The following is a 24,190-nucleotide window of genomic DNA, read 5'->3' as shown; positions in this document are numbered from 1 at the left end:
AAATACTTGACTGAGTATGCAATCTAATCAAGGAGATAAAATTTGGCGTTTTTAAGCGAGGAATCATTGGCCGCGCTGGGTTTCAAGTTCTTGGGGGCCAATGTCAAGATAAGCGATAAGGCATCAATCTATAATCCAGAGCTTATGGAAGTTGGCGATGACTCTCGCATTGATGATTTTTGCGTGATTTCTGGAAAGGTTACTATAGGCCAGAACGTGCATATCGCAGTATTTTGCAATGTCGGGGGCGGTGAAGTTGGTGTCACACTCGAAGATTTTTGTGGCTTGGCATACGGCTGTCATGTGTTCACCCAATCTGACGATTATTCTGGTCGAACCCTGACAAACCCAACAGTTCCGGACCAGTTCAAGGATGAGTCTAAGTTACCGGTACATATCAAACGACATTCTATTGTCGGTGTATCATCTGTTATTTTCCCTGGCGTCACTCTGGAAGAAGGGACTTCCGTTGGTGCCATGAGCTTGGTTACCAAGTCCACCGATGCGTGGTCCGTATACTTTGGAGTTCCGGCTAAACGGTTAAAAGGACGCAAGAAAGATCTCCTTGAGCTTGAGAGAATTTATACTTTAGGGAAGAAACATGAAAGAAAATAATCTGAAGGCTACTTTGTTCCATCAATCAGCTCATTTGTCTGAACATGATTTATTGGCGCCTAGCGCTTATTGTTCTTTTTGCAAATCGACACAAAGAACGCCAGTGGCGAGCCTTCAGGAAAGTCCAGAAGTAGTGCTCCTGCACTGCAAAAAATGTCATGCCTCATCCGCTTCGAGAATGCCCAAGCCAGAAACGCTAAGTAAATACTATTCTCAATACTATGATTCATTTGATGATGAAGAGGATAGGATTACATTAGATGCACCTGATCGTATGGCTTGCCACATCGTGCGACATGCGAAGCCAGTCTTAGGCGACCTGGCGGGCCGAGAAATCTCGATTCTAGATTACGGTGGTGGTGACGGAGCTATTTCAGCAAAAATTGCTCACGAGTTCGTAAAACTTGGAGCTGCAAAAGTCAAAATTGCTCTTATTGACTACAATAAAAGCACAATTGAAACTTCGGACAATCGCATACAATTTTTCCGTCCGGGTGACTTGACGGAAATCAGTGAAAAAACAGTACATCTTGTTGTCGCCAGTGCGGTGCTTGAGCACATTCCGGAACCGAGTGAGATTCTCGCAAAGCTTCTGGCGTCACTCACCGAGGGTGGCATATTTTACGCAAGAACACCGTACGTCACACCTATTTCAAAGATCGCTAAGTTCATAAATATTAAATTCGATTTCACTTATCCAGCGCACGTTCATGATTTGGGTGCGAGGTTTTGGAACAATGTTATCAGCACTTTGCCGCTAGAGGGAGCGTTCAGCATATCCCGCTCAACCCCCTCAATAGTTGAAACGACATTCGAACAGCATTTCTTACGTACATTAATAGCCCATGCTCTGAAATTGCCAGGATTTGTATTTAAGGAGGCGTATGGGTTGGTTGGGGGCTGGGAGGTTTTCATACGCCGAGATTAATGATGTCCGGCAGGCTGATTTATTTGAGCGGTACCATTTACCCAGTTATCGATCCTGCTTCTGTAAACGGGCAGGTTTCCTAAAGTGAGTCAAGAGTTGCATATGAGCCATACCGCACGGAGAAAACCTTTACGGCAGATATTCAGTTATTTGTTAGTTGGAGCGCTAACTAATTTATCTGGTTTTGGTTTGTACATTCTCCTGACCTATTTGGGGAGTACGCCAAAGTGGACGATGACGGTTCTATACTCTGCCGGTGCGATTATTGGTTTTTTTGCTAATCGACGCTTTACCTTTGGGCATGATGGCCATGTCGGCAGTGCTGGGGTGCGCTATCTAATCGCACAGTTATTGGGTTATCTGTTGAATTTTATATTGCTATTGCTATTCGTAGATTGGCTCGGATTTTCACATCAGATCGTCCAGGCGATAGCCATTGTCGTGGTGGCGGTTTTTATGTTTATCTTATCGCGAGCTTTCGTATTTCCACCACGCACCACTGAGAGCTGGAGAGTAAGGTAATGAAAGTCTGCCTGAAGTGTGCACATGCTTTTTCTTCGGACGGTTGGGGGTGTCCCGTATGCCATTATGAACCAGCCCGGTTGAACGGCTTCGATGCACACGCTGAAGAGTTCGCGAATGGTGGTGGTGGTTTCAATCCCGAGTATTTTGAAGAGTTAGCCAGTTTAGAGGCTGCCAATTTTTGGTTTCGAGCACGTAACGAGCTGATTCTTTGGGCGCTGAAAACATATAAACCAGACGCACATTCCTTGCTCGAAGTAGGCTGTGGTACGGGATTTGTGTTATCAGGCATTGCCCAGAAGCACCCTCAGATGGCCTTAAGCGGGAGTGAAATTTTTCTCACCGGTTTATCGCACGCTGCCGCACGGGTACCTACAGCCCAGTTCATGCAAATGGATGCGCGACATGTGCCATTTTTTTGCGAGTTCGACGTAATTGGCGCTTTCGATGTGCTCGAACACATCGAGGAAGATGAGTCTGTTCTTACTCAATTGCATAAGGCTCTTAAGCCAACGGGTGTTTTGTTGTTGACGGTACCGCAACATCCCTGGTTGTGGAGTGCAAACGATGACTACGCTTGTCATGTGCGCCGATATACGGCTAGAGAATTACACAAAAAGGTTACTGATGCCGGTTTCCGAATAGAGCGGAGCACATCATTTGTAAGCCTTTTGTTACCTGCGATGATGTTATCGCGCCGTGCGTCAGGTGTTAAAAGCATTGAGCGTGATGTCACGGCAGAGTTGCGGCTTTCGAGAACTCTGAATAATGTTTTTCTGAGTATGATGCGCATAGAGCAAAGGCTAATTAGATCTGGCGTAAATTTTACGCTGGGCGGCTCAAGACTAGTTGTAGCTAGGAAGAATGCGTGATTTGGAGCGTTGCAGCGTCTATCCAAGTATTGGGGAGATGTGTGTGCATATACCGTCTTAAGTGTCATGGGTATCTAAGGGAAGGTTTGTAGAATAAGAGGGCCTTTAACTTCCTGAAACGGTTGGTCGCTTAGCTTGGCGTGATGCACATATTCGATTAATAGCTGTTTTTGGCGACAGGTTCGCATAGATTCAAGGGGCTTGAACAATGGATAAAGCAATCACATTCAACCAACCCCATATGACGGGGAAAGAGCTGTATTACATCGCTGAAGCGAAATTTGGCAACATGCTGGCTGGCGATGGTCCATTTACTAAACGATGCCATAATTGGCTAGAGCAGAATAGCGGGTGCAGTAAGGCTTTATTGACTCACTCCTGCACTGCCGCTCTGGAGATGGCCGCTTTGCTGCTGGATATTCAGCCAGGTGATGAGATAATCATGCCATCTTACACCTTCGTATCTACAGCCAATGCGTTTGTACTCCGTGGTGGTATCCCGGTATTTGTTGATATCCGAGAAGACACGCTGAATCTGGACGAAAATCTCATTGAGGCTGCGATCACGCCACGGACACGTTCGATTGTGCCGGTGCACTATGCCGGCATTGCATGTGAGATGGACACAATTATGTCTATCGCAAAAAAACATGGTTTGAAAGTTGTCGAAGACGCTGCGCAGGGAGTAATGGCAAGCTACAAGGGTCGTGCGCTGGGAAGTATTGGCGATATTGGTGCCTACAGCTTTCATGAAACCAAGAACGTGATTTCCGGTGAAGGTGGTGCTTTGCTCGTCAATGATCCGGAAATGGCCCTGCGTGCGGAAGTCATTAGGGAAAAGGGGACTGATCGTAGTCGGTTTTTCCGCGGTGAAGTTGATAAATACACTTGGCAAGAGGTGGGTTCGTCATTTTTACCGGGTGAGTTGATTGCTGCGTTCTTATGGGCACAACTTGAAGAGGCAGATCGCATAACTGAAGACCGCTTGACTAGCTGGGGGCGCTACCACGAGCTCCTTGAGCCACTCGAAGTTAAAGGCGTTCTGCGCAGGCCAATCGTGCCGGAAGGTTGCCAACACAACGCCCATATGTACTACGTTTTGCTGGCGTCAGAAATCAATAGGCAGAAAGTACTGGCCGAATTTAAGCGCAATGAAATCTTTTCGGTGTTTCACTACGTTCCGCTCCACTCTTCCCCCGCTGGCATCAGATACGGTCGGGCACATGGTGAGCTTGAAGTAACAGTCCGTCAGTCTGAACGATTAATTCGACTGCCACTTTGGGTTGGCTTGTCAGCGGAGCAGCAACGTAGAGTTGTTGATATTTTGGAAAATATTCATCTTTTGTAATCGCAGCGCAATAGCCTTCCTCATTTCTTTGAGGAAGGTGCTGCAGATGTAGGCTGAGCGGGGGCTAAGCAGATCAATTGCCAGCCTTAAAGTTTTGGGACATATCCACCGCCACCTCGCGGACCGAGTCCTTGCTAAAAGTGGATAGTCGGGCAGCCCTGCTGATCACCAAACACTGTGCGTACTATGGTTAGCACGATTATGCCCCCCTCTGCACAAGTAGACGTTGTAGATATTGCCCGTATCCGGTCTTACTTAGCACCTCGGCTTGGTTCGCCAGCTGTTCTGCCGAGAGCCAACCTTGGCGATAGGCAATCTCCTCAAGGCAGGCAACCTTGGTGCCTTGGCGCGCCTCAATGATGTGCACAAATTGACTGGCTTCCATCAAGGAGTCATGGGTTCCGGTATCCAGCCATGCAAAACCACGTCCTAACAAACTCACATGCAGATTGCCACGCAGCAGGTAAGCGTTGTTCACATCGGTGATTTCCAGTTCACCACGGGCAGAAGGCTTCACCTGTTTGGCAATCTCAACCACTGAATTGTCATAGAAATAAAGGCCGGTAACGGCATAGTTGGACTTCGGCGATTTCGGCTTTTCTTCGATGGCAATCGCTTTGCCGTTGGCATCGAACTCAACCACGCCGAAACGCTCGGGGTCGCTGACGTGATAGCCGAATACGGTCGCACCTGTACCGCGATTGGCAGCCTCATGGAGCTTGGTACTGAAACCGTAGCCATAGAAAATGTTGTCCCCGAGGATCAGGCAAACACTGCTGTCGCCGATGAACGATTCACCGATCAAAAAGGCCTGGGCCAGCCCGTCCGGTGAAGGCTGTTCAGCATAGCTCAGCGCGATGCCGAACTCGCTGCCGTCACCCAGCAGCTTGCGGAAACTGGGCAGGTCCTCGGGGGTAGATATGATCAACACCTCGCGGATGCCAGCGAGCATCAGCACCGATAATGGGTAATAGATCATCGGCTTGTCATACACCGGCAGCAGCTGTTTAGATACACCACGGGTGATAGGGTGTAAGCGGGTGCCAGAGCCGCCGGCGAGGATGATTCCCTTCATAAAAAACTCCAAATTTCAAAAATGTCGAAACGGCTGGAGCGAGCTTGTTCGCAATCAGCTACTTTTAGAGCTGTCCACCCAATCGACCTAATTGATATTCCCCACTCAACACCCGCTGCCACCAGTCGGGATTATCCAGGTACCACTGCACGGTCTTGCGAATACCGCTTTCGAACGTTTCCTGCGGCGCCCAGCCTAGCTCGCGCTGGATCTTCGATGCGTCGATGGCATAGCGCCGATCATGCCCGGGTCGATCCGCAACAAAGGTAATCAGATTTTTGTAGGTGTGGGTTTGCCCACGATCACCCTCGGCAGTCAGCGGTACCAGCTTATCCAATAACTCGCAGATTGTCTCTACAACTTCCAAGTTGCGCTTCTCGTTATGGCCGCCGATGTTGTAAGTCTCTCCTACTTTGCCTTTGCTCAACACAGCGAGCAGCGCCCGAGCATGGTCCTCTACATACAGCCAGTCGCGAATTTGCGATCCATCGCCGTACACTGGCAACGGCTTGCCTGACAAGGCGTTAAGGATTACATGCGGAATCAGCTTTTCCGGAAAGTGATACGGCCCGTAGTTGTTGGAGCAGTTTGTAATCAGCACGGGCAGCCCATAGGTCCGTTGCCAGGCGCGAACCAGATGATCTGAACTGGCCTTGGAGGCGGAATAAGGTGAACTAGGTGCATAGGGCGTAGTTTCGGTGAACAACTCAACCGCGCCCTCCAGGTCTCCATATACCTCATCGGTGGAAATATGGTGAAAGCGGAATGCGTCCTTATCAGTTTTCGGCAAGCCATACCAGTAACGGCGGGTCGCTTCGAGCAAGCAGTAGGTGCCGACGATATTGGTCTCGATAAACTCGGCCGGCCCATCGATTGAGCGATCTACGTGAGACTCCGCCGCCAAATGCATCACCGCATCGGGTTTGAATTCATCGAATACACTACTCAGCGCTACAGCATTACAGATATCCACTTTATAGAAGTGGTAGCGTTCGGAGTCAGTCGCGGGGGTGAGTGACTCAAGATTGCCTGCGTAGGTAAGTTTGTCAACGTTTGCGACCTCGCAGGACGTGGATTCGATCAGGTGGCGAATAACCGCGGAGCCGATAAAACCAGCCCCTCCAGTAACTAAAATTCTGTACGGCATGTCATTAACGACTCTTGTAGTTAATCAGTACGCAGGTTGAAGCTGTCGACAGCCAAGCTTGCATCGAATTCCGTTGCGCAGAGTCCAGCTGATGCTGAAATGCAGGCTGGCTAGAAGCCCATCTGCAGAGACGTCCAACATTGAGTTCGGTATGAAAGCCTTTGAAGCTTCCTCGAGTACCGCTTGCGCCATGATACTCACGCGGTCAGCGGCGCCTTTACACCGCTGACCGCGCCATAACAAGCCCCGCCCGGGTCGCGCCGGAGGGGCTTTTGGTACCTTTTTCAGGGTTGGTTGCGCTGGCCCTTTCGTCGGCAAGCTAGCTTCTACGTTGATTGCGCAAGACTGAGGCTGCGCTGTACTTGTAGGCGTCGGATTGCCAGCGAAGGGGTAGATGGTTCAGAACAGATCCATCGGCGCCGCTTCATCCGCTGGCAGCGGGCTGCCAGGCACCGCACCATTGCCCAGCTCATCCACCGATGGCGGTGAGTCCTCGGCCTTGAACAGCTCGAAGTAGGCGTTCGGCGTGCTCGGGGTGGCGGCGCGGCCGCTGATCGGGTCGACCCGCAGGCTGAGAATGCCTTCCGGCTCGGCCGGGGTGTGTTCGGGTTTGCCCTTGAGCGCCGGGCCCATGAAGCCCATCCAGATCGGCAAGGCCACGGTGCCGCCGTACTCGCGCCGGCCCAGGGTTTCCGGTTGGTCGAAGCCTACCCACACGGTGGTGACGTAGTCGCCGTTGTAACCCGAGAACCAGGCGTCCTTGGATTCGTTGGTGGTGCCGGTCTTGCCTGCCAGGTCATTGCGGCCCAGGGCCAGGGCGCGGCGGCCGGTACCGCGCTTGATCACGTCCTGCAGCATGCTGGTGAGGATGTAGGTGGTGCGGCCATCGATGATGCGCTCGGCGACTGCCGGGGCTTGCGGTGCCGGCGCTACCTGGCCAAAGGCGGAAGGGGCCTCGCCCGGCATGGCGGTCACGCTGATCGGCTGTTCGGGTGCGGCAAGGCCAGCCTGGTCTTCGTTGCCTTGCGGCACGCGCGGCGGGTTGGCGGTGAACAGTGTTTCGCCGCTGCGGCTGTCGATGCGCTCGATCAGGTACGGGCTGATCTTGTAGCCGCCGTTGGCGAAGGTGCTCCAGCCGGTGGCGATCTCCATCGGGGTCAGGGTGGCGGTGCCCAGCGCCAGCGACAGGTTGCGCGGCAGGTCCTGCTTGTTGAAGCCGAACTTGGCGATGTAGTCGATGGTGCGGTCCACGCCCATGGCCTGCAGCAGGCGGATCGATACCAGGTTGCGCGACTTGTACAGCGCCTCGCGCATGCGGATCGGGCCGAGGAAAGTGTTGGTGTCGTTCTTCGGGCGCCAGACCTTGTCCAGGTATTCGTCGACGAACACGATAGGCGCGTCGTTGACCAGGCTGGCGGCGGTGTAGCCACTGTCCAGCGCGGCGCTGTAAACGAACGGCTTGAAGCTCGAGCCCGGCTGGCGCTTGGCCTGCATGGCGCGGTTGTAGTTGCTCTGCTCGAAGGAGAAGCCGCCGACCAGGGCGCGGATCGCGCCGTTATACGGGTCGAGGGTCACCAGTGCGCTCTGGGCGCCAGGCACCTGGCTGAACTTGAGTTTGCCGTGTTCCAGGCGCTGCAGGCGCACCAGGTCGCCCACCTGCGCAACATCCGCCGGCGATTGCGGCGTGCGGCCCTGGGCGTTGCTGTTGAGGTACGGGCGGGCCCACTTCATGGTGTCCCAGGCAACGTCCTCCTCCAGGCCGCTGCGGGTCATCACCTTCAGGCCGCTCTTCTCGACCTGGGTGACGATGGCCGGCTCCAGGCCGCCAAGCGTGCGCTGTTTGCCGAGCTCCTGCAGCCAGGCGGCGCGGGTCTTGCCCGGGAAGCGCGCTTCTGGGCCGCGATAGCCGTGGCGTTCGTCGTACTCGGAGAGGCCGTTGAGCACAGCGCTGTTGGCCATCTGCTGCATGTCGCTGGGGACGGTGGTGTAGACGCGGAAGCCTTCCGTGTAGGCATCGCTGCCGTAGCGGCCGACCATTTCGGCACGGGCCATTTCGGCGACGTACGGGGCATTCACCTCCGGCGTCGGCACGTGGTAGCTGGCGTTCAACGGCTCGGCCAGGGCGGCCTGGTAGCTGGCGTCGTCGATCTTGCCAAGCTTGTACATGCGCCCGAGGATCCAGTCGCGGCGTTCCTTGGCGCGCACCGGGTTGGCCAGCGGGTTGAAGCGTGACGGCGCCTTGGGCAGGCCGGCGATCATGGCCATCTGCGCCAGGCTGACGTCGCGGATCGACTTGCCGTAGTACACCTGCGCGGCGGCATCGATGCCGTAGGCGCGGTTGCCCAGGTAGATCTTGTTGACGTACAGCTCGAGGATTTCGTCCTTGGTCAGTTCGCGTTCGATCTGCAGGGCCAGCAGGATTTCGTTGGTCTTGCGCGAGAAGCTGCGTTCGCTGCTGAGGAAGAAGTTCTTCGCCACCTGCATGGTGATGGTGCTGCCACCACTCTGGATGTGCCCGGATTTGACCAGCTGCGTGGCCGCGCGCATCAGGCTGCTGGGGTCGACGCCGTAGTGGTTGAGGAAATTATCGTCCTCGGCCGACAGCAGTGCCTGAATGAACTGTGGGGGAATTTCCTGGAACTTGATTGGCGAGCGGCGCATCTCGCCGAACTCGGCAATCAGCTTTTCATCGCTGCTGTACACCCTCAGGGGGATTTGCAACTGGACGCTTCGCAGCGAATCGACCGACGGCAGGCTGGGGCTAAGATACAGAAACGCACCGCTCACACCGAGCACGAGCGCGCATATGACTGCGACGAAAGACCACCAGAAGAACTTCAGCAGGCGTATCAAGGCTTTTGGGTGTCCAGGTTGAGGAGTGGAGGGCGCGGGGCCGGCGGACAGGAAAAACGCTGGGCATTATAAGCATTTTTCGCCCCTTCGGGTGACCGGCCGGGGTACTGCGATGACCGCCTGCGCTGCAATGGCGCAGGCTTTGATGGCAGGGAAGGAACAGCCATGCTTGGACGCTTTGGCAAGGGCGCAGGTTCACTGCTGGGGGTGGAAATCGCCGTCGATTCCATACGAATGCTGCAAGTACGCCGTCATCGGGGCCGTTGCCAGGTGGTTGGCTGGGTGCGGGAGACCATCGTCCCTCCGTTGCGTGGCCCTCACCTGCTCGATGAAAGCGAGCGTTTGCTGAATGCCTTGCGCCAGGCCCATGGCCGCTGTGCCACACGCCAGCGCCAGGTTGCGCTGGCGTTGCCGGCCTCGCAGGTGATCTGCAAGGTCCTTCGCTTGCCGGTTGGCGTATCTGACCCCGATGCCGAGGCGCAATTGCTTGACCAGGCCGATCAGCTTTTCCCCTTCCCGCTGGATGACCTGGCCCTGGACTTTCAGGTGCTGGGGCTGTCCGCCGAGCACCCAGGGCACGCCGATGTGCTGGTCGCCGCTTGCAGGCAAAGCCAGATCGACCCGCTTGAGCAACTGTTTGCCCAGGCAGGCCTGCAGGTGCAGGCCATGGAAGTCGACAGCATCGCCCTGCGCCGGGCCATGCCATCGTTGCCGGTGCGCACGACCGCCTTGGTGCAACTGGAGAGGAACGAGGCGGTGCTGCATCTGCTGCATGACGCTGTGCTCCCACACCGCCAGCAGGTCTTGCTGGCATCGCCTGAAGGGTGGCTCGAACCTGTCGAGCGCCTTTGCACGCAAGGCGGTGTCGGTGAGGTGGTGTTGGTAGGCGGGGCAGCCGATGACCAGCGGGCTTCAGCACTGACTGAGCGCCTGAAGGTGGCATGCAGAATGGCCGTCGGCTCGGACTTTTCGGGCTTGGCCAAGGGGCGTGAGGCCAAGGCGCTCGACGCTTCGATGGCCCTGGCGTATGGGCTGGCGCTCGGTGGGTTGCATTGATGTTGCGCTTGAACCTGATGCCGTGGCGTGAGCGGCGCAGGGCACGGGATGCGCATTGCTTTCGGGTGCTGTTGATCGCCGGCCTGGTGCTGGCTTTGCTGGGAGTGATGCTGCTCGATCAGCTGGCGCGGTCACGCCTGGCACGGCAGATCGAGGCCGTCACAGTGCAACAGGCCGAATTGCAGCGTATTGATGCCATCGTGGCGCAGGTCGAGCAGTTGCGTGAGGCGCGCGCTGCCCTGTTGGCAGAGCAGGCGCAGTTGCTTGGGTTGCGGGCTCGCCAGGCGTCGCTGCCCGGCTTCTTTCTCGATTTGGAGCGTGCCCTGCCAGAGGGCGCCAGGCTTATTGAGCTCAAAGCGCTGGACGGGCAGTTGCGGTTGACCGGGCAGGCGGCCTCGCCTGCAGTCGTCGCCCGGTTCATGCGTGATCTGCAGGCAGCGCAGGGGCTACAGGACCTGCAACTGGTTCATCTGCGCAATCTCGAAACGGGCGATGAGTTTGTTTTGACGGCGCGCCTGGCGGTGCACGGCTCATGAGGCGCGCTTCTCTCGCTGACTGGCAGGCGATCCTGCAGCGCTCGGCAGCGCTCAGGGCCGTGCTGGTATTGGCACTGGCGGGGGCCGTGGTGTTCGTGGGGTATCAGCTGCGCCTGCGCGAGGTGTACGAACATCATCAGGCATACACCCTGCTTGAGCAGCAGCTCCAGGCGACGCTTGTGGCGAGGGAAGGGCAGGCTGGCGAGCTTGATCCGGAGCGCCAGGCGCTCCACGACGACCAGCAGCGCTTGTTCCGGGAGCGCTGGCGGCTGGCGGCAGGAGAGGGGGTGAGCGAGTTGCTCGACCAGTTGGCGGTTTCAGGGCACCAGCACGGCTTGCTGGTCGAGCGCCTCGATGTGCTGGAAGAGCGTCAGCAAACCGGGTATCGCGTGATGCCCTTGGACATCAGCGTGGTGGGCCGTTACCCGGCGTTGCGAGCGTGGCTGGAGCAGTGGCTGCAGCAGGTGCGCCTGTTGAATGTGGCTCGGCTGGAGCTGCTCGCGGTGGATGAGCGTTCCGGGTTGGTCAGGGCGAAGCTGCAAGTGCATGCGTACGCCGCCGCGCAGAGCCTGGTGGTGCCGATTTCGCTGGCAGATGAGCCCGCCCGGCAGGCGGTATCCACCCGCCCCTTCGATCCGTTCCTGGTGTGGTCATCCCGGGGGGCGCCCCGAGGGATCGGCCGCGTGCCGCTGGAGCAACTCGAGATGGTCGGTAGCCTTTCACGGGCGGGGCAGCGCCAGGCGCTGTTGCGTTCGGCAGGTCATCTGTACCGGGTCGCAGTGGGTGATCGGCTGGGGCGTGATGAAGGGGTCGTGGTGCGGATCGATGCGCATCAGGTCGAGGTGCACGAACGGCTGTACATTGCCGGTGGCTGGCAGGAGCGCTCCCGGTTTCTGGCACTCGGGAAGGGTGCCCATGGAGAGGTCAGGGATGAAGATGAAAAGGTGGTCGAGCGGGGTTCTGATGCTCCTGCTGGGCTTGAGGGCGACGCTGGCGACGGCGTTTGAGAAAGAGCCCATATCGCTGAACTTCCAGGACGTGGAAGTGCGCGCGGTGCTGCAGGTCATGGCTGACTACGTGGGGATCAACCTGGTGGCCAGCGATACGGTCCAGGGCCGCATCAGTCTGCGCCTTGACGATGTGCCGTGGCAGCAGGCGCTGGATCTGGTGCTGCGCAGCAAAGGGCTGGGGCGGCGCCAGGAGGGTAATGTGCTGCTGGTCGCGCCGGTTGCCGAGCTTGCCGAGCAGTCGCGCGATGCCCACCTGGAGCAGGCGCTGGAGGCGCAACTGGAACCCTTGCAGCGCGAGCTGATTCCGGTCCATCACGCCCGGGCTGCGGAACTGGCCGAGTTGCTGCTGGCCAGCCTTGCCGATGACGGCATCCTGGCCGGGCGCGGCAGCCTCAGCGTGGATGCACGGACCAATACCCTGGTGGTGGCCCAGCCGCCAGAGCGGATCGCCGAGCTGCGCAAGCTGGTGGCCCAGCTCGATGTGCCCGTGCGCCAGGTGATGATCGAGGCGCGCATCGTCGAGGCCGGCGTCGATTACGAAAAGGCACTGGGTGTGCGTTGGGGAGGCCCTTTGTACGGGCAGAACAGCCGGTTGGGCAGCGAGCTGTTCGTCGACCTGGGGGTGGAGCGGGGTACGTCGGGGCTGGGTGTGGGCCTGCTGCGCAGTGACATCCTGCTGGACCTGGAGCTCAGTGCCATGGAAAAGAGCGGTAACGGCGAGATCATCTCGCAGCCCAAGGTGGTCACCGCCGACAAAGAGACCGCGCGCATCATCAAGGGCACCGAGGTGCCCTACCAGGAGACGACCAAGAGTGGTGCCACCTCGATCTCGTTCCGCGAGGCCTCGCTGTCGCTGGAAGTAACGCCGCAGATCACCCCGGATGGCCAGGTGGTGATGGAGGTGCGGGTGACCAAGGATGAGCCGGATTTCGTCAATGCCCTGAACAATGTGCCGCCGATCCGCAAGAATGAGGTCAATGCCAAGGTGCGGGTGGCCGATGGCCAGACCATTGTGATTGGCGGTGTCTACTCGACGTCGCAGAACAATGTGGTCGACAAGGTGCCATTTTTGGGCGATCTGCCGTATGTTGGGCGGCTGTTTCGACGCGATGCATTACAAGAGAAAAAATCCGAGCTGCTGGTCTTCCTGACTCCGCGTATCATGAGTGACCAGGCGATTGCTGTGAGTCGTTGATTCTGTGCGAAATTTGATACTTGTAGGGCCCATGGGCGCTGGAAAGAGCACCATCGGGCGCCTGTTGGCCAAAGAGCTGCGCCTGCTGTTCAAAGATTCCGACAAGGAAATCGAACTGCGAACCGGCGCCAATATCCCGTGGATCTTCGACAAAGAAGGCGAGCCGGGCTTTCGTGATCGTGAGCAGGCGATGATCGCCGAGCTCTGCGAGCTCGATGGCGTGGTCCTGGCCACCGGTGGTGGCGCGGTGATGCGCGATGCCAACCGCGCCGCGCTGCACGCCGGAGGCCGGGTGATCTACCTGCATGCCTCGGTGGAGCAGCAGGTTGGGCGTACCGCCCGTGACCGCAACCGGCCGCTATTGCGCACTGCAAACCCGGAAGCCACGCTGCGCGCCCTGCTGGAGGCGCGCGACCCGCTCTATCGCGAGATTGCCGACATCGTGGTGGAAACCGACGAACGGCCACCGCGCATGGTGGTGCTCGATATTCTCGAGCGTTTGCATCAGTTGCCGCCCCGATAAGTCAGGACTATCCTCGGCCACCAACGCCGAGGCGGGGTTGAACGTCATCGCGCGGAGCCGCACAGCCGTCACCGCGCCCAAGCACATTGTGGGGATACATGCAGACACTTAAGGTCGACCTGGGCGAACGTAGTTACCCGATCTACATTGGCGAGGGCCTGCTGGACCAGCCCGAACTGCTGGCGCCGCACATTGCCGGGCGCCAGGTGGCCATCGTTTCCAACGAGACCGTCGCGCCCCTGTACCTCGAACGCCTGAGCAAGACCCTGGGTGCCTACAAGGTGCTGCCAGTGGTGTTGCCCGATGGCGAGGCCCACAAGAATTGGGAAACCCTGCAACTGATCTTCGATGCGCTGCTGACTGCCCGTCATGACCGTCGCACCACCGTGGTCGCCCTCGGTGGCGGCGTGATCGGCGACATGGCCGGCTTCGCCGCAGCCTGCTACCAGCGCGGCGTCGACTTCATCCAGGTGCCTACCACCCTGCTGTCGCAGGTGGATTCTTCGGTCGGCGGCAAGACCGGCATCAACCACCCGCTGGGCAAGAACATGGTGGGTGCGTTCTATCAGCCCAACGCGGTGCTGATCGACACCACCAGCCTCAAGACCTTGCCTGCGCGCGAACTGTCCGCCGGGCTTGCCGAAGTCATCAAGTACGGCCTGATCTGCGATGAACCTTTCCTGGGTTGGCTCGAACAGAACATCAAGGCCCTGCGCGCCCTGGATTCCAAGGCCCTGACCGAAGCCATCGCCCGCTCCTGCGCCGCCAAGGCCGCCGTGGTTGGCGCCGACGAGCGCGAGTCGGGCGTGCGCGCCACGCTCAACCTTGGCCACACCTTCGGCCATGCCATCGAGACCCACATGGGCTACGGCGTCTGGCTGCATGGCGAGGCTGTGGCGGCGGGTACGGTGATGGCCCTGGAGATGTCCATGCGCCTTGGCTGGATCGACCAGCCTGCGCGAGATCGCGGTATTCGCCTGTTGCAGGACGCAGGATTGCCGGTGGTGCCACCACAGGAAATGACCCCGGCGCATTTCATGGAGCACATGGCGGTCGACAAGAAAGTGCTCGACGGGCGCCTGCGCCTGGTGCTGCTGCGCCAGATGGGCGAGGCCGTCGTCACCGACGACTATCCGACAGAGATTCTTCAGGCCACGCTGGCGGCGGATTACCGCGCGATCGTGGCCCAGCTTTGAGGTTGTGACAACGCAATGACCAGTCTGCATGCCGATGAGGCGTTCCTCGATCATTACCAGTTGAGCCACGATCCGTTCGCACCCCGTGTGCCCGGTTTCAAGTTCTTCCCCGCCCAGCGCAAACCGGTGCTGGGCCAACTGCACCACCTGGCGCGCTACAGCCAGTTGATGCTGGTGGTCACGGGCCCCGTAGGCAGCGGCAAGACCCTGCTGCGTCAGGCGCTGGTGGCCAGCACCAACAAACAGTCGGTGCAAAGCGTGGTGGTGTCCGCCCGCGGTGCCTCCGACGCCGCCAGCGTGCTCGGCCAGGTGGCCCAGTCGCTCAACGTGGCGCAGCCTGAAGTGCAGGCGATCCTGTCGCAGGTGGTGCAACTGGCGCTGACCGGCCAGGAAGTCTATCTGCTGGTGGACGATGCGGAACAACTCGACGAGTCGGCACTCCAAGCCTTGCTGGAGTTGGCGGCAGGTGTTGCCGAAGGGCGTCCGCATGTATTCCTGTTCGGCGAACCGTCGCTGATTGCCGGGCTGGATGAACTCAGTATCGATGAGGAGCGTTTCCACATCATCGAGCTGGCACCCTACAGCGAGGAAGAAACCCGCGAATACCTGGAGCAGCGCCTGGACGGTGCTGGGCGGGGTATCGACGTGTTCACCCGCGAGCAGATCGCCGACATCCACGAAAATGCCGATGGGTGGCCTGGGACCATCAACCAGGTTGCCCGCGATACCTTGATCGAAGCCATGATCGCCAGCCGTACCACGGTGAAGCGACCAACCATGGGGTTCAAAATGCCTAAGAAACACGTGCTTGCGCTGTCCGCTGTGGTCGTGGTCGCCGTTGGTGCGGCGGTCCTGATGCCGAAGAAGAGCGACAAGGCCCCGACCGAGGCGCCGAGTGCCCAGGCTCAGTTGCCGCTGGGGCAAGGCGGCAATGGCGCGCCGGCCATCGAATTCGCCGGCTCCTCGCAGCCAATGCCGCTGCCGCTGGTCGGTCAGTCGCAGCCGGTCATGCGCGAGCCATTGGCCCAGGCCGCCGGCATGGGTGACGGCGAAGAAGCCGGGCCTGCCGGCAACACCGCGCTGCAGCCTGCCGCGCCGTCCGCAGCGGTGCCGCCGACTGTCACCACCATTGCCCCGCCGCAAGGCGCTACTGCCGGGCCGGCACCGGCACCTGCGCAACCGGTCCAGCCGGTTGCGCCTGCGCAGAAACCTGTCGCAACCCAGGCGCCAAAACCGGTTGCACCTGCCAAGCCCGTGCCGGCGCCAACCCAGGTCGCCAGCGCCAAGCCAGCAGCCAAGCCCGTCGAGAAACCGGCAGCCGGTGGCGCCGGCGGCAGCAGCTGGTATGCCGGCCAGAAAGCCGGCAACTATGTGGTGCAGATCTTCGGCACCAGCTCCGAGGCGTCGGCCCAGTCGTTCGTCAAAGAGCAGGGTGGCGACTATCGCTACTTCAAGAAAAACCTGCAGGGCAAACCCCTGTACGTGGTCACCTACGGCAACTTCGCCAGCCGTGACGCCGCCGCTGCGGCAATCAAGAACTTGCCAGCCAAGGTCCAGGCTGGTAAACCTTGGCCACGTACCGTCGGCAGCGTCCAACAAGAGCTGGCCACGGCCCGCTGACACCTTCCGGGCGGCATCACCCCCGCCGCCCAGTTGCTGAGCGACTTCTAGCTTTCGACTAGCCTGCTGCACTTCAAGTGCGGCAGGCTTTTCTGTCCCAGACTGCCGGCCACAAGCCCCGTGTTGCAGTCATGGCTGAAACGCTTCAGACTCGAGCCAAGCCGCTATCACGGCGCATGGCGCAAAAACATTCAAAATTGCGACATAAATTTTCAATGGTGGGACATGAAAATTTGTGAGCATCGCTGTCGCTGTGCAACAATGGTTTTCCATGACCACCGCAAAAAAGCTGGCGTTTGATCGGCGTGGATGGTAAGTGGTTGTTAAAAAAGAGATTTGCCTCCGGTTGAGAGGTGAACCTGGTGAGAAAGTGTCTATGAAAACAGGTCTGTACCATCCCGAAGAATTCAAGGACAACTGTGGTTTTGGCCTGATCGCCCATATGACGGGCGAACCCAGCCACCACCTTCTGCAAACCGCCATGCAGGCATTGACCTGCATGACCCACCGCGGTGGCATCAACGCCGACGGCAAGACCGGTGACGGTTGCGGTCTGCTCATGCAGAAGCCCGATCGATTCCTGCGCGCCAAGGCCCAGGAACACTTCGCCACCGAGCTGCCCAAGCAGTACGCCGTCGGCATGGTGTTCTTCAACCAGGACCCGGTCAAAGCCCAAGCCGCGCGCGCCAACATGGACCGCGAAATCGTCAATGCCGGCCTCACCCTGGTCGGCTGGCGCAAAGTGCCGATCGACACCAGCGTGCTCGGCCGCCTGGCCCTGGAGCGCCTGCCGCAGATCGAACAGGTGTTCATCGGCGGTGAAGGCCTGAGCGATCAGGAATTCGCCATCAAGCTGTTCAGTGCCCGTCGCCGTTCGTCCGTGGCCAACGCCCACGACGCCGACCACTACATCTGCAGCTTTTCGCACAAGACCATCATCTACAAAGGCCTGATGATGCCGCGCGATCTCGCGGCGTTTTATCCAGACCTGGGTGACGAGCGCCTGCAAACCGCGATCTGCGTGTTCCACCAGCGCTTCTCCACCAACACCCTGCCGAAGTGGCCGCTGGCGCAGCCCTTCCGCTTCCTCGCCCACAACGGCGAGATCAACACCATCACCGGCAACCGCAACTGGGCCATGGCCCGTCGCACCAAGTTCGCCAACGACCTGATCCCCGACCTCGAAGAGCTCGGCCCGCTGGTCAACCGCGTCGGTTCCGACTCTTCGAGCATGGACAACATGCTCGAGCTGATGGTCACTGGCGGCATCGACCTGTTCCGCGGCGTGCGCATGCTGGTACCGCCAGCCTGGCAGAACGTCGAGACCATGGACGCCGACCTGCGCGCCTTCTACGAATACAACTCCATGCACATGGAGCCGTGGGATGGCCCGGCCGGTATCGTCATGACCGAAGGCCGCCACGCGGTGTGCCTGCTCGACCGCAACGGCTTGCGCCCGGCGCGCTGGGTGACCACCACCAATGGCTACATCACCATCGCCTCGGAAATCGGCGTATGGGGCTACCAGCCTGAGGAAGTCCTGGCCAAGGGCCGTGTCGGCCCGGGCCAGATCCTGGCCGTCGACACCGAAACCGGCCAGATCCTCGACACCGACGCCATCGACAACCGCCTGAAGTCGCGCCACCCGTACAAGCGCTGGCTGCGTCAGCACGCCACGCGCATCCAGGCGACGCTGACCGACGACCAGGGCGCGGCCAGCTACGACGCTGACCAGCTCAAGCAATACATGAAGATGTTCCAGGTCACCTTCGAGGAGCGTGACCAGGTGCTGCGCCCGCTCGGCGAGCAGGGCCAGGAAGCGGTCGGCTCGATGGGCGACGACACGCCGATGGCCGTGCTGTCCCAGCGCGTGCGTTCGCCGTACGACTTCTTCCGCCAGCAGTTCGCCCAGGTCACCAACCCGCCGATCGACCCGCTGCGCGAAGCGATCGTCATGTCCCTGGAAATCTGCCTGGGTGCCGAGCGCAACATCTTCCAGGAGTCCCCCGAGCACGCCTCGCGGGTGATCCTCAGTTCGCCAGTCATCTCGCCCGCCAAGTGGCGCTCGCTGATGAACCTGGAGCGCGAAGGCTTCGATCGCCAGCTGATCGACCTCAACTATGCAGAGAGCGTCGGCCTGGAAGCGGCCATCCGCAACATCGCCGACCAGGCCGAGGAAGCGGTGCGCAGCGGCAAGACCCAGCTGGTGCTCAGCGACCGCTACATCGCCCCGGGCAAGCTGCCGGTGCACGCCTCGCTGGCCGTCGGTGCGGTGCACCACCGCCTGACCGAACAGGGCCTGCGTTGCGACAGCAACATCCTGGTCGAGACCGCCACCGCCCGCGACCCGCACCACTTCGCCGTGCTGCTGGGCTTCGGTGCCTCGGCCGTGTACCCGTACCTGGCCTACGAAGTGCTGGCCGACCTGATCCGCACCGGCGAAGTGCTGGGCGATCTGGACGAAGTGTTCAAGTACTACCGCAAAGGCATCTCCAAGGGCCTGCTGAAGATCCTGTCGAAGATGGGTATCTCGACCATCACCTCGTACCGTGGCGCACAGCTGTTCGAAGCCATCGGCCTGTCCGAGGAAGTGGTCGGCCTGAGCTTCAAGGGTGTGTCGAGCCGCATCAAGGGTGCGCGTTTCGAAGACCTGGAGAGCGACCAGAAGCTGCTCGCCGCCGAAGCCTGGAGCGCGCGCAAGCCGATCCAGCAAGGTGGCCTGCTGAAGTTCGTCCACGGTGGCGAGTACCACGCCTACAACCCGGACGTGGTCAACACCCTGCAAGCCGCCGTGCAGCAGGGCGACTATGCCAAGTTCAAGGAATACACCACGCTGGTCGACCAGCGCCCGGTGTCGATGATCCGCGACCTGCTGAAAGTGAAGGTGGCCGACCAGGCCCTGGCACTGGATGAAGTCGAGCCGCTGGAGGCCATCCTCAAGCGCTTCGACTCCGCCGGCATCTCCCTGGGCGCGCTGTCGCCAGAGGCTCACGAAGCCCTGGCCGAGGCCATGAACCGCCTGGGTGCGCGCTCCAACTCCGGTGAGGGCGGCGAAGACCCGGCCCGCTACGGCACCATCAAGAGCTCGAAGATCAAGCAGGTGGCCACCGGCCGCTTTGGCGTGACCCCGGAATACCTGGTCAACGCCGAAGTGCTGCAGATCAAGGTGGCCCAGGGCGCCAAGCCTGGCGAGGGCGGCCAGCTGCCTGGCGGCAAGGTCAACGGCCTGATCGCCAAGCTGCGCTATGCGGTACCGGGCGTGACCTTGATCTCGCCGCCACCGCACCACGATATCTACTCGATCGAAGACCTGGCCCAGCTGATCTACGACCTCAAGCAGGTCAACCCGCAGGCCCTGGTCTCGGTCAAGCTGGTTGCCGAAGCCGGTGTGGGCACCATCGCCGCCGGCGTGGCCAAGGCCTATGCCGACCTGATCACCATCTCAGGCTATGACGGTGGTACCGGCGCTTCGCCGCTGACCTCGATCAAGTACGCCGGCGCCCCATGGGAGCTGGGCCTGGCCGAAACCCACCAGACCCTGCGCGGCAACGACCTGCGCGGCAAGGTGCGGGTACAGACCGACGGCGGCCTGAAAACCGGCCTGGACGTGATCAAGGCCGCGATCCTCGGCGCCGAGAGCTTTGGCTTCGGCACCGCGCCGATGATCGCCCTGGGCTGCAAGTACCTGCGCATCTGCCACCTGAACAACTGCGCCACCGGCGTGGCCACGCAGAACGACAAGCTGCGCAAGGACCACTACATCGGCACCGTCGACATGGTGATCAACTTCTTCACCTTCGTCGCCGAAGAGACCCGTGAATGGCTGGCCAAGCTGGGCGTGCGCAGCCTCGGCGAGCTGATCGGCCGTACCGACCTGCTCGACGTGCTGCCGGGCGACACCGAGCGCCAGGGCCACCTCGACCTGACGCCGCTGCTGGGCAGCTCGCACATCCCGGCCGACAAGCCGCAGTTCTGCGAAGTCGACAAGAACCCGCCGTTCGACCAGGGCGAGCTGGCCGAGAAGATGGTGGCCATGGCCTTGCCGGCGATTCGCGACCTGGCCGGTGGCGAGTTCAGCCTCGACATCTGCAACTGCGACCGCTCCATCGGTGCGCGCATCTCCGGCGAAATCGCCAAGCTGCACGGCAACCAGGGCATGGCTGGCGCGCCGATCACCTTCCGCTTCAAGGGCACCGCGGGCCAGAGCTTCGGCGTGTGGAACGCCGGTGGCCTTAACCTGCACCTGGAAGGCGACGCCAACGATTACGTCGGCAAGGGCATGACCGGCGGCAAGGTGACCATCGTGCCACCGGCCGGCAGCCCGTTCGAAACCCAGCACAGCGCCATTGTCGGCAACACCTGCCTGTACGGCGCCACGGGCGGCAAGCTGTTCGCCGCCGGCACCGCGGGCGAGCGCTTCGCTGTGCGTAACTCCGGCGCCCACGCTGTGGTCGAGGGCACCGGCGATCACTGCTGTGAATACATGACCGGCGGCTTTGTCTGCGTTCTGGGCAAGACCGGTTACAACTTCGGCTCTGGCATGACCGGCGGCTTCGCCTACGTGCTCGACATGGACAACACCTTCGTCGACAAACTCAACCACGAGCTGGTGGAAATCCAGCGCATCAGTGGTGAGGCGATGGAGGCCTACCGCAGCCACCTGGCGCGGGTCCTGGGCGAGTACGTGGAAGAGACCGGCAGCGAGTGGGGGCGTGAGCTCTCGGAGAACCTGGACGACTACGTGCGACGCTTCTGGCTGGTCAAGCCGAAGGCGGCCACGCTCAAGCAACTGCTGTCCAGCACCCGCGCCAACCCGCAGTAAAAGCAGCTGCAAGTGGCAAGCCTCAAGTTGCAAGTAAAGGCAGCTAGAGGTTTGCCCGGCTTAAGTGATCGTCTTGCGGCTTGCAGCTTGTAGCTTGCAGCTGCTGTTAAGAGGTTTTGAAAAATGGCTGAACGTCTGAACAACGACTTCCAGTTCATCGAAGTGGGCCGCAAGGACCCGAAGAAGAAACTGCTGCGCCAGCGCAAGAAGGAGTTCGTCGAAATCTACGAACCCTTCAAGCCTGCGCAGTCCGTGGAACAGGCACACCGCTGCCTGGGCTGCGGCAACCCGTATTGCGAGTGGAAGTGCCCGGTCCACAACTTCATCCCCAACTGGTTGAAGCTGGTCGCCGAAGGCAACATCCTCGCCGCCGCTGAACTGTCTCACCAGACCAACACCCTGCCGGAAGTGTGCGGTCGCGTGTGCCCGCAGGACCGTCTGTGCGAAGGTGCCTGCACCCTCAACGACGGCTTCGGCGCGGTGACCATCGGCTCGGTGGAGAAGTACATCACCGACACCGCCTTCGCCATGGGCTGGCGCCCGGACATGTCCAAGGTCAAACCCACCGGCAAGCGCGTCGCCATCATCGGCGCCGGCCCCGCTGGCCTGGGCTGTGCCGACGTGCTGGTGCGCGCTGGCGTGACCCCGGTGGTGTTCGACAAGAACCCCGAGATCGGTGGCCTGCTGACCTTCGGCATCCCCGAGTTCAAGCTGGAAAAGACCGTGCTGAGCAATCGCCGCGAAGTCTTCACCGGCATGGGCATCGAGTTCCGCCTGAACACCGAGGTGGGCAAGGACGTCACCATGGAGCAACTGCTCGCCGAGTACGACGCCGTATTCATGGGCATGGGCACCTACACCTACATGAAGGGCGGCTTCCCCGGCGAAGACCTGCCAGGCGTGCATGACGCCCTGGACTTCCTGATCGCCAACGTCAACCGCAACCTGGGCTTTGAAAAGTCGCCGGAAGATTTCGTCGACATGCAGGGCAAGAAGGTCGTGGTGCTGGGTGGTGGCGACACCGCGATGGACTGCAACCGCACCTCGATCCGCCAGGGCGCCAAGGCAGTGACCTGCGCTTATCGCCGTGACGAAGCCAACATGCCCGGCTCGCGCAAAGAGGTGAAGAACGCCAAGGAAGAAGGCGTGAAGTTCCTCTACAACCGTCAGCCCATCGCCATCGTCGGCGAAGACAAGGTCGAAGGTGTGAAGGTGGTCGAGACCCGTCTCGGCGAGCCGGACGCCCGTGGCCGCCGCAGCCCCGAGCCGATCCCCGGCTCCGAGGAGATCCTCCCGGCCGACGCCGTGGTGATCGCCTTCGGCTTCCGCCCGAGCCCGGCGCCGTGGTTCGAGCAGCATGGCATCCAGATGGATAGCCAAGGCCGCGTGGTGGCCCCGGAGAAAGGCAAGTTCAAGCACCAGACCAGCAACCCGAAAGTGTTCGCCGGTGGCGACATGGTGCGCGGTTCGGACCTGGTGGTGACGGCGATCTTCGAAGGCCGCACGGCTGCTGAAGGGATCCTGGACTACCTCGAAGTCTGATCCGGCCCATTCGCGGGGCAAGTCGGATCGCCGCACCGCCGCTCCCACAGGTCATGCGTACGACCTGTGGGAGCGGCGGTGCGGCGATCCGACTTGCCCCGCGATGCTTTTTGTATACAAAAATGCTTGATCCATGGCACCCAATAGACAAAACGCATGGCCATGCCCGTGCCTTTTGCGCCCGCGTCTGAGAAAATGCCCGCACTTTTTTTCCGGATGCCGACATGACTGCCCTGAAGAACGATCGTTTCCTGCGTGCACTGCTCAAGCAACCCGTAGACGTCACCCCGGTGTGGATGATGCGCCAGGCCGGCCGCTACCTGCCGGAGTACCGCGCCAGCCGCGCCAAGGCCGGCGACTTCATGAGCCTGTGCATGAACCCGCAGTTCGCCTGCGAGGTCACTCTGCAGCCGCTGGACCGCTACCCGCTGGACGCGGCGATCCTGTTCTCGGACATCCTCACCATCCCCGATGCCATGGGCCTGGGCCTGTACTTCGAAACCGGCGAAGGCCCGCGTTTCAAGAAGGTCATCAGCACCCCGGCCGATATCGAGGCGCTGCCAATCCCCGACCCGCAGAAAGACCTGGGCTACGTGATGGACGCGGTCAGCACCATCCGCCGCGAACTCAATGGCCGTGTGCCGCTGATCGGCTTCTCCGGCAGCCCCTGGACTCTGGCCACCTACATGGTCGAAGGCGGCTCGTCGAAAGACTTCCGCAAGACCAAGGCCATGGCCTATGACAACCCGCAAGCCCTGCACCTGCTGCTGGACAAGCTGGCCCAGTCGGTCACCAGCTACCTCAACGGCCAGATCCTCGCCGGTGCCCAGGCCGTGCAGATCTTCGACACCTGGGGCGGCAACCTGTCGGCGGCGGCCTACCAGGAGTTCTCCCTGGCCTATATGCGCAAGATCGTCAGCGGCCTGATCCGTGAGCACGAAGGGCGCAAGGTGCCGGTGATTCTCTTCACCAAGAACGGCGGCCTGTGGCTGGAAAGCATCGCCGAGGCCGGTGCCGACGCACTGGGCCTGGACTGGACCTGCGAGATCGGCGACGCCCGCCGCCGCGTCGGTGACAAGGTGGCCCTGCAGGGCAACATGGACCCGACCGTGCTGTACGCCAAGCCCGAAGCCATCCGCAACGAAGTGGCGCGCATCCTCGCCAGCTATGGCAAGGGCACTGGCCACGTGTTCAACCTGGGCCACGGCATCACCCCGGAAGTGGACCCGGAGCATGCTGGCGTGTTCATCAACGCCGTGCACGAGCTGTCGGCGCAGTACCACCAGTAAGGCATCACATCATCGCGGGGCAAGCCCGCTCCCACAGTGTT

The 24,190-nt window shown here is 60.2% G+C and carries 18 protein-coding genes; 15 read left to right on the top strand and 3 right to left on the bottom strand.

From position 1 onward, the window contains the following. The first annotated feature begins 42 nt into the window (after nt 1-42). From LOY51_RS25395 to rffA, 5 genes are all read left to right on the top strand, one after another. A complete protein-coding gene (locus tag LOY51_RS25395) occupies nt 43-615 on the top strand; it encodes an acyltransferase (RefSeq protein WP_258643579.1) in 573 nt (190 codons plus the stop codon). Further along, nucleotides 602-1,543 carry a class I SAM-dependent methyltransferase gene (locus tag LOY51_RS25390; protein ID WP_258643577.1) on the top strand — a complete coding sequence of 314 codons (942 nt, stop codon included), beginning with the start codon at nt 602-604 and terminating at the stop codon, nt 1,541-1,543. Before LOY51_RS25395 ends, LOY51_RS25390 begins: the two co-directional genes overlap by 14 nt. A 102-nt stretch (nt 1,544-1,645) precedes the next feature. Next, nucleotides 1,646-2,065 (top strand): GtrA family protein, encoded by a 420-nt coding sequence (locus tag LOY51_RS25385; protein WP_258643576.1) that lies wholly within the window; start codon nt 1,646-1,648, stop codon nt 2,063-2,065. Next, nucleotides 2,065-2,937, top strand: coding sequence for a class I SAM-dependent methyltransferase (locus tag LOY51_RS25380; protein WP_258643574.1), 873 nt, complete (start codon nt 2,065-2,067; stop codon nt 2,935-2,937). Before LOY51_RS25385 ends, LOY51_RS25380 begins: the two co-directional genes overlap by 1 nt. Nucleotides 2,938-3,145: 208 nt before the next feature. Next, nucleotides 3,146-4,285, top strand: a complete 1,140-nt coding sequence (gene rffA, locus LOY51_RS25375; RefSeq protein ID WP_258643572.1) for a dTDP-4-amino-4,6-dideoxygalactose transaminase — start codon at nt 3,146-3,148, stop codon at nt 4,283-4,285. A 199-nt stretch (nt 4,286-4,484) separates the two neighbouring features. Here rffA and rfbA read toward each other — a convergent pair whose 3' ends face one another. From rfbA to LOY51_RS25360, 3 genes are all read right to left on the bottom strand, one after another. Further along, entirely contained in the window at nt 4,485-5,360 is an 876-nt protein-coding gene (gene rfbA / locus LOY51_RS25370) for a glucose-1-phosphate thymidylyltransferase RfbA (RefSeq protein WP_258643570.1), read from the bottom strand. Nucleotides 5,361-5,424: 64 nt separating this feature from the next. After that, the gene (rfbB, locus tag LOY51_RS25365) at nt 5,425-6,507 is read right to left on the bottom strand and encodes a dTDP-glucose 4,6-dehydratase (protein ID WP_258643569.1); all 1,083 of its coding nucleotides are present in this window, start codon (nt 6,505-6,507) and stop codon (nt 5,425-5,427) included. A 399-nt stretch (nt 6,508-6,906) separates the two neighbouring features. Next, nucleotides 6,907-9,357: a penicillin-binding protein 1A gene (locus tag LOY51_RS25360; protein WP_374046964.1), complete on the bottom strand. Its 2,451-nt coding sequence runs from the start codon at nt 9,355-9,357 to the stop codon at nt 6,907-6,909. Between the two features lie 168 nt (nt 9,358-9,525). Here LOY51_RS25360 and pilM point away from each other — a divergent pair, with 168 nt between their 5' ends. The 10 genes from pilM to hemE all read left to right on the top strand — a co-directional run bounded on the left by pilM (nt 9,526) and on the right by hemE (nt 24,149). Next, a complete protein-coding gene (gene pilM, locus LOY51_RS25355; RefSeq protein WP_258643565.1) occupies nt 9,526-10,416 on the top strand; it encodes a type IV pilus biogenesis protein PilM in 891 nt (296 codons plus the stop codon). Beyond that, on the top strand, nt 10,416-10,952 hold the full coding sequence (locus LOY51_RS25350) for a PilN domain-containing protein (protein WP_258643562.1): 537 nt from the start codon (nt 10,416-10,418) through the stop codon (nt 10,950-10,952). Before pilM ends, LOY51_RS25350 begins: the two co-directional genes overlap by 1 nt. Then, complete coding sequence (locus tag LOY51_RS25345; RefSeq protein WP_258643560.1) at nt 10,949-11,959, top strand: pilus assembly protein PilP; 1,011 nt, start codon at nt 10,949-10,951, stop codon at nt 11,957-11,959. The genes LOY51_RS25350 and LOY51_RS25345 overlap by 4 nt, the downstream gene beginning before the upstream one ends. Beyond that, nucleotides 11,889-13,157, top strand: a complete 1,269-nt coding sequence (locus LOY51_RS25340; protein ID WP_258646720.1) for a type IV pilus secretin PilQ — start codon at nt 11,889-11,891, stop codon at nt 13,155-13,157. The genes LOY51_RS25345 and LOY51_RS25340 overlap by 71 nt, the downstream gene beginning before the upstream one ends. A gap of 4 nt (nt 13,158-13,161) precedes the next feature. Further along, complete coding sequence (gene aroK / locus LOY51_RS25335; protein WP_110996384.1) at nt 13,162-13,680, top strand: shikimate kinase AroK; 519 nt, start codon at nt 13,162-13,164, stop codon at nt 13,678-13,680. A 98-nt stretch (nt 13,681-13,778) separates the two neighbouring features. Continuing rightward, on the top strand, nt 13,779-14,876 hold the full coding sequence (aroB, locus tag LOY51_RS25330; RefSeq protein ID WP_125465909.1) for a 3-dehydroquinate synthase: 1,098 nt from the start codon (nt 13,779-13,781) through the stop codon (nt 14,874-14,876). Nucleotides 14,877-14,891: 15 nt separating this feature from the next. Further along, the gene (locus LOY51_RS25325; RefSeq protein WP_125465908.1) at nt 14,892-16,496 is read left to right on the top strand and encodes an AAA family ATPase; all 1,605 of its coding nucleotides are present in this window, start codon (nt 14,892-14,894) and stop codon (nt 16,494-16,496) included. 376 nt (nt 16,497-16,872) lie between these two features. After that, nucleotides 16,873-21,318 (top strand): glutamate synthase large subunit, encoded by a 4,446-nt coding sequence (gene gltB / locus LOY51_RS25320; RefSeq protein WP_125465907.1) that lies wholly within the window; start codon nt 16,873-16,875, stop codon nt 21,316-21,318. Between the two features lie 123 nt (nt 21,319-21,441). Beyond that, entirely contained in the window at nt 21,442-22,860 is a 1,419-nt protein-coding gene (locus tag LOY51_RS25315) for a glutamate synthase small subunit GltD family protein (protein WP_125860873.1), read from the top strand. 224 nt (nt 22,861-23,084) lie between these two features. Next, nucleotides 23,085-24,149 (top strand): uroporphyrinogen decarboxylase, encoded by a 1,065-nt coding sequence (hemE, locus tag LOY51_RS25310; protein WP_110996390.1) that lies wholly within the window; start codon nt 23,085-23,087, stop codon nt 24,147-24,149. Nucleotides 24,150-24,190: the final 41 nt, after the last annotated feature.

The organism is Pseudomonas sichuanensis, assembly GCF_024749065.1.
Lineage (GTDB): Bacteria > Pseudomonadota > Gammaproteobacteria > Pseudomonadales > Pseudomonadaceae > Aquipseudomonas > Aquipseudomonas sichuanensis.
Note: the sequence above shows the minus strand (reverse complement) of the source record. Positions and strands in the feature narration are given on the sequence as shown.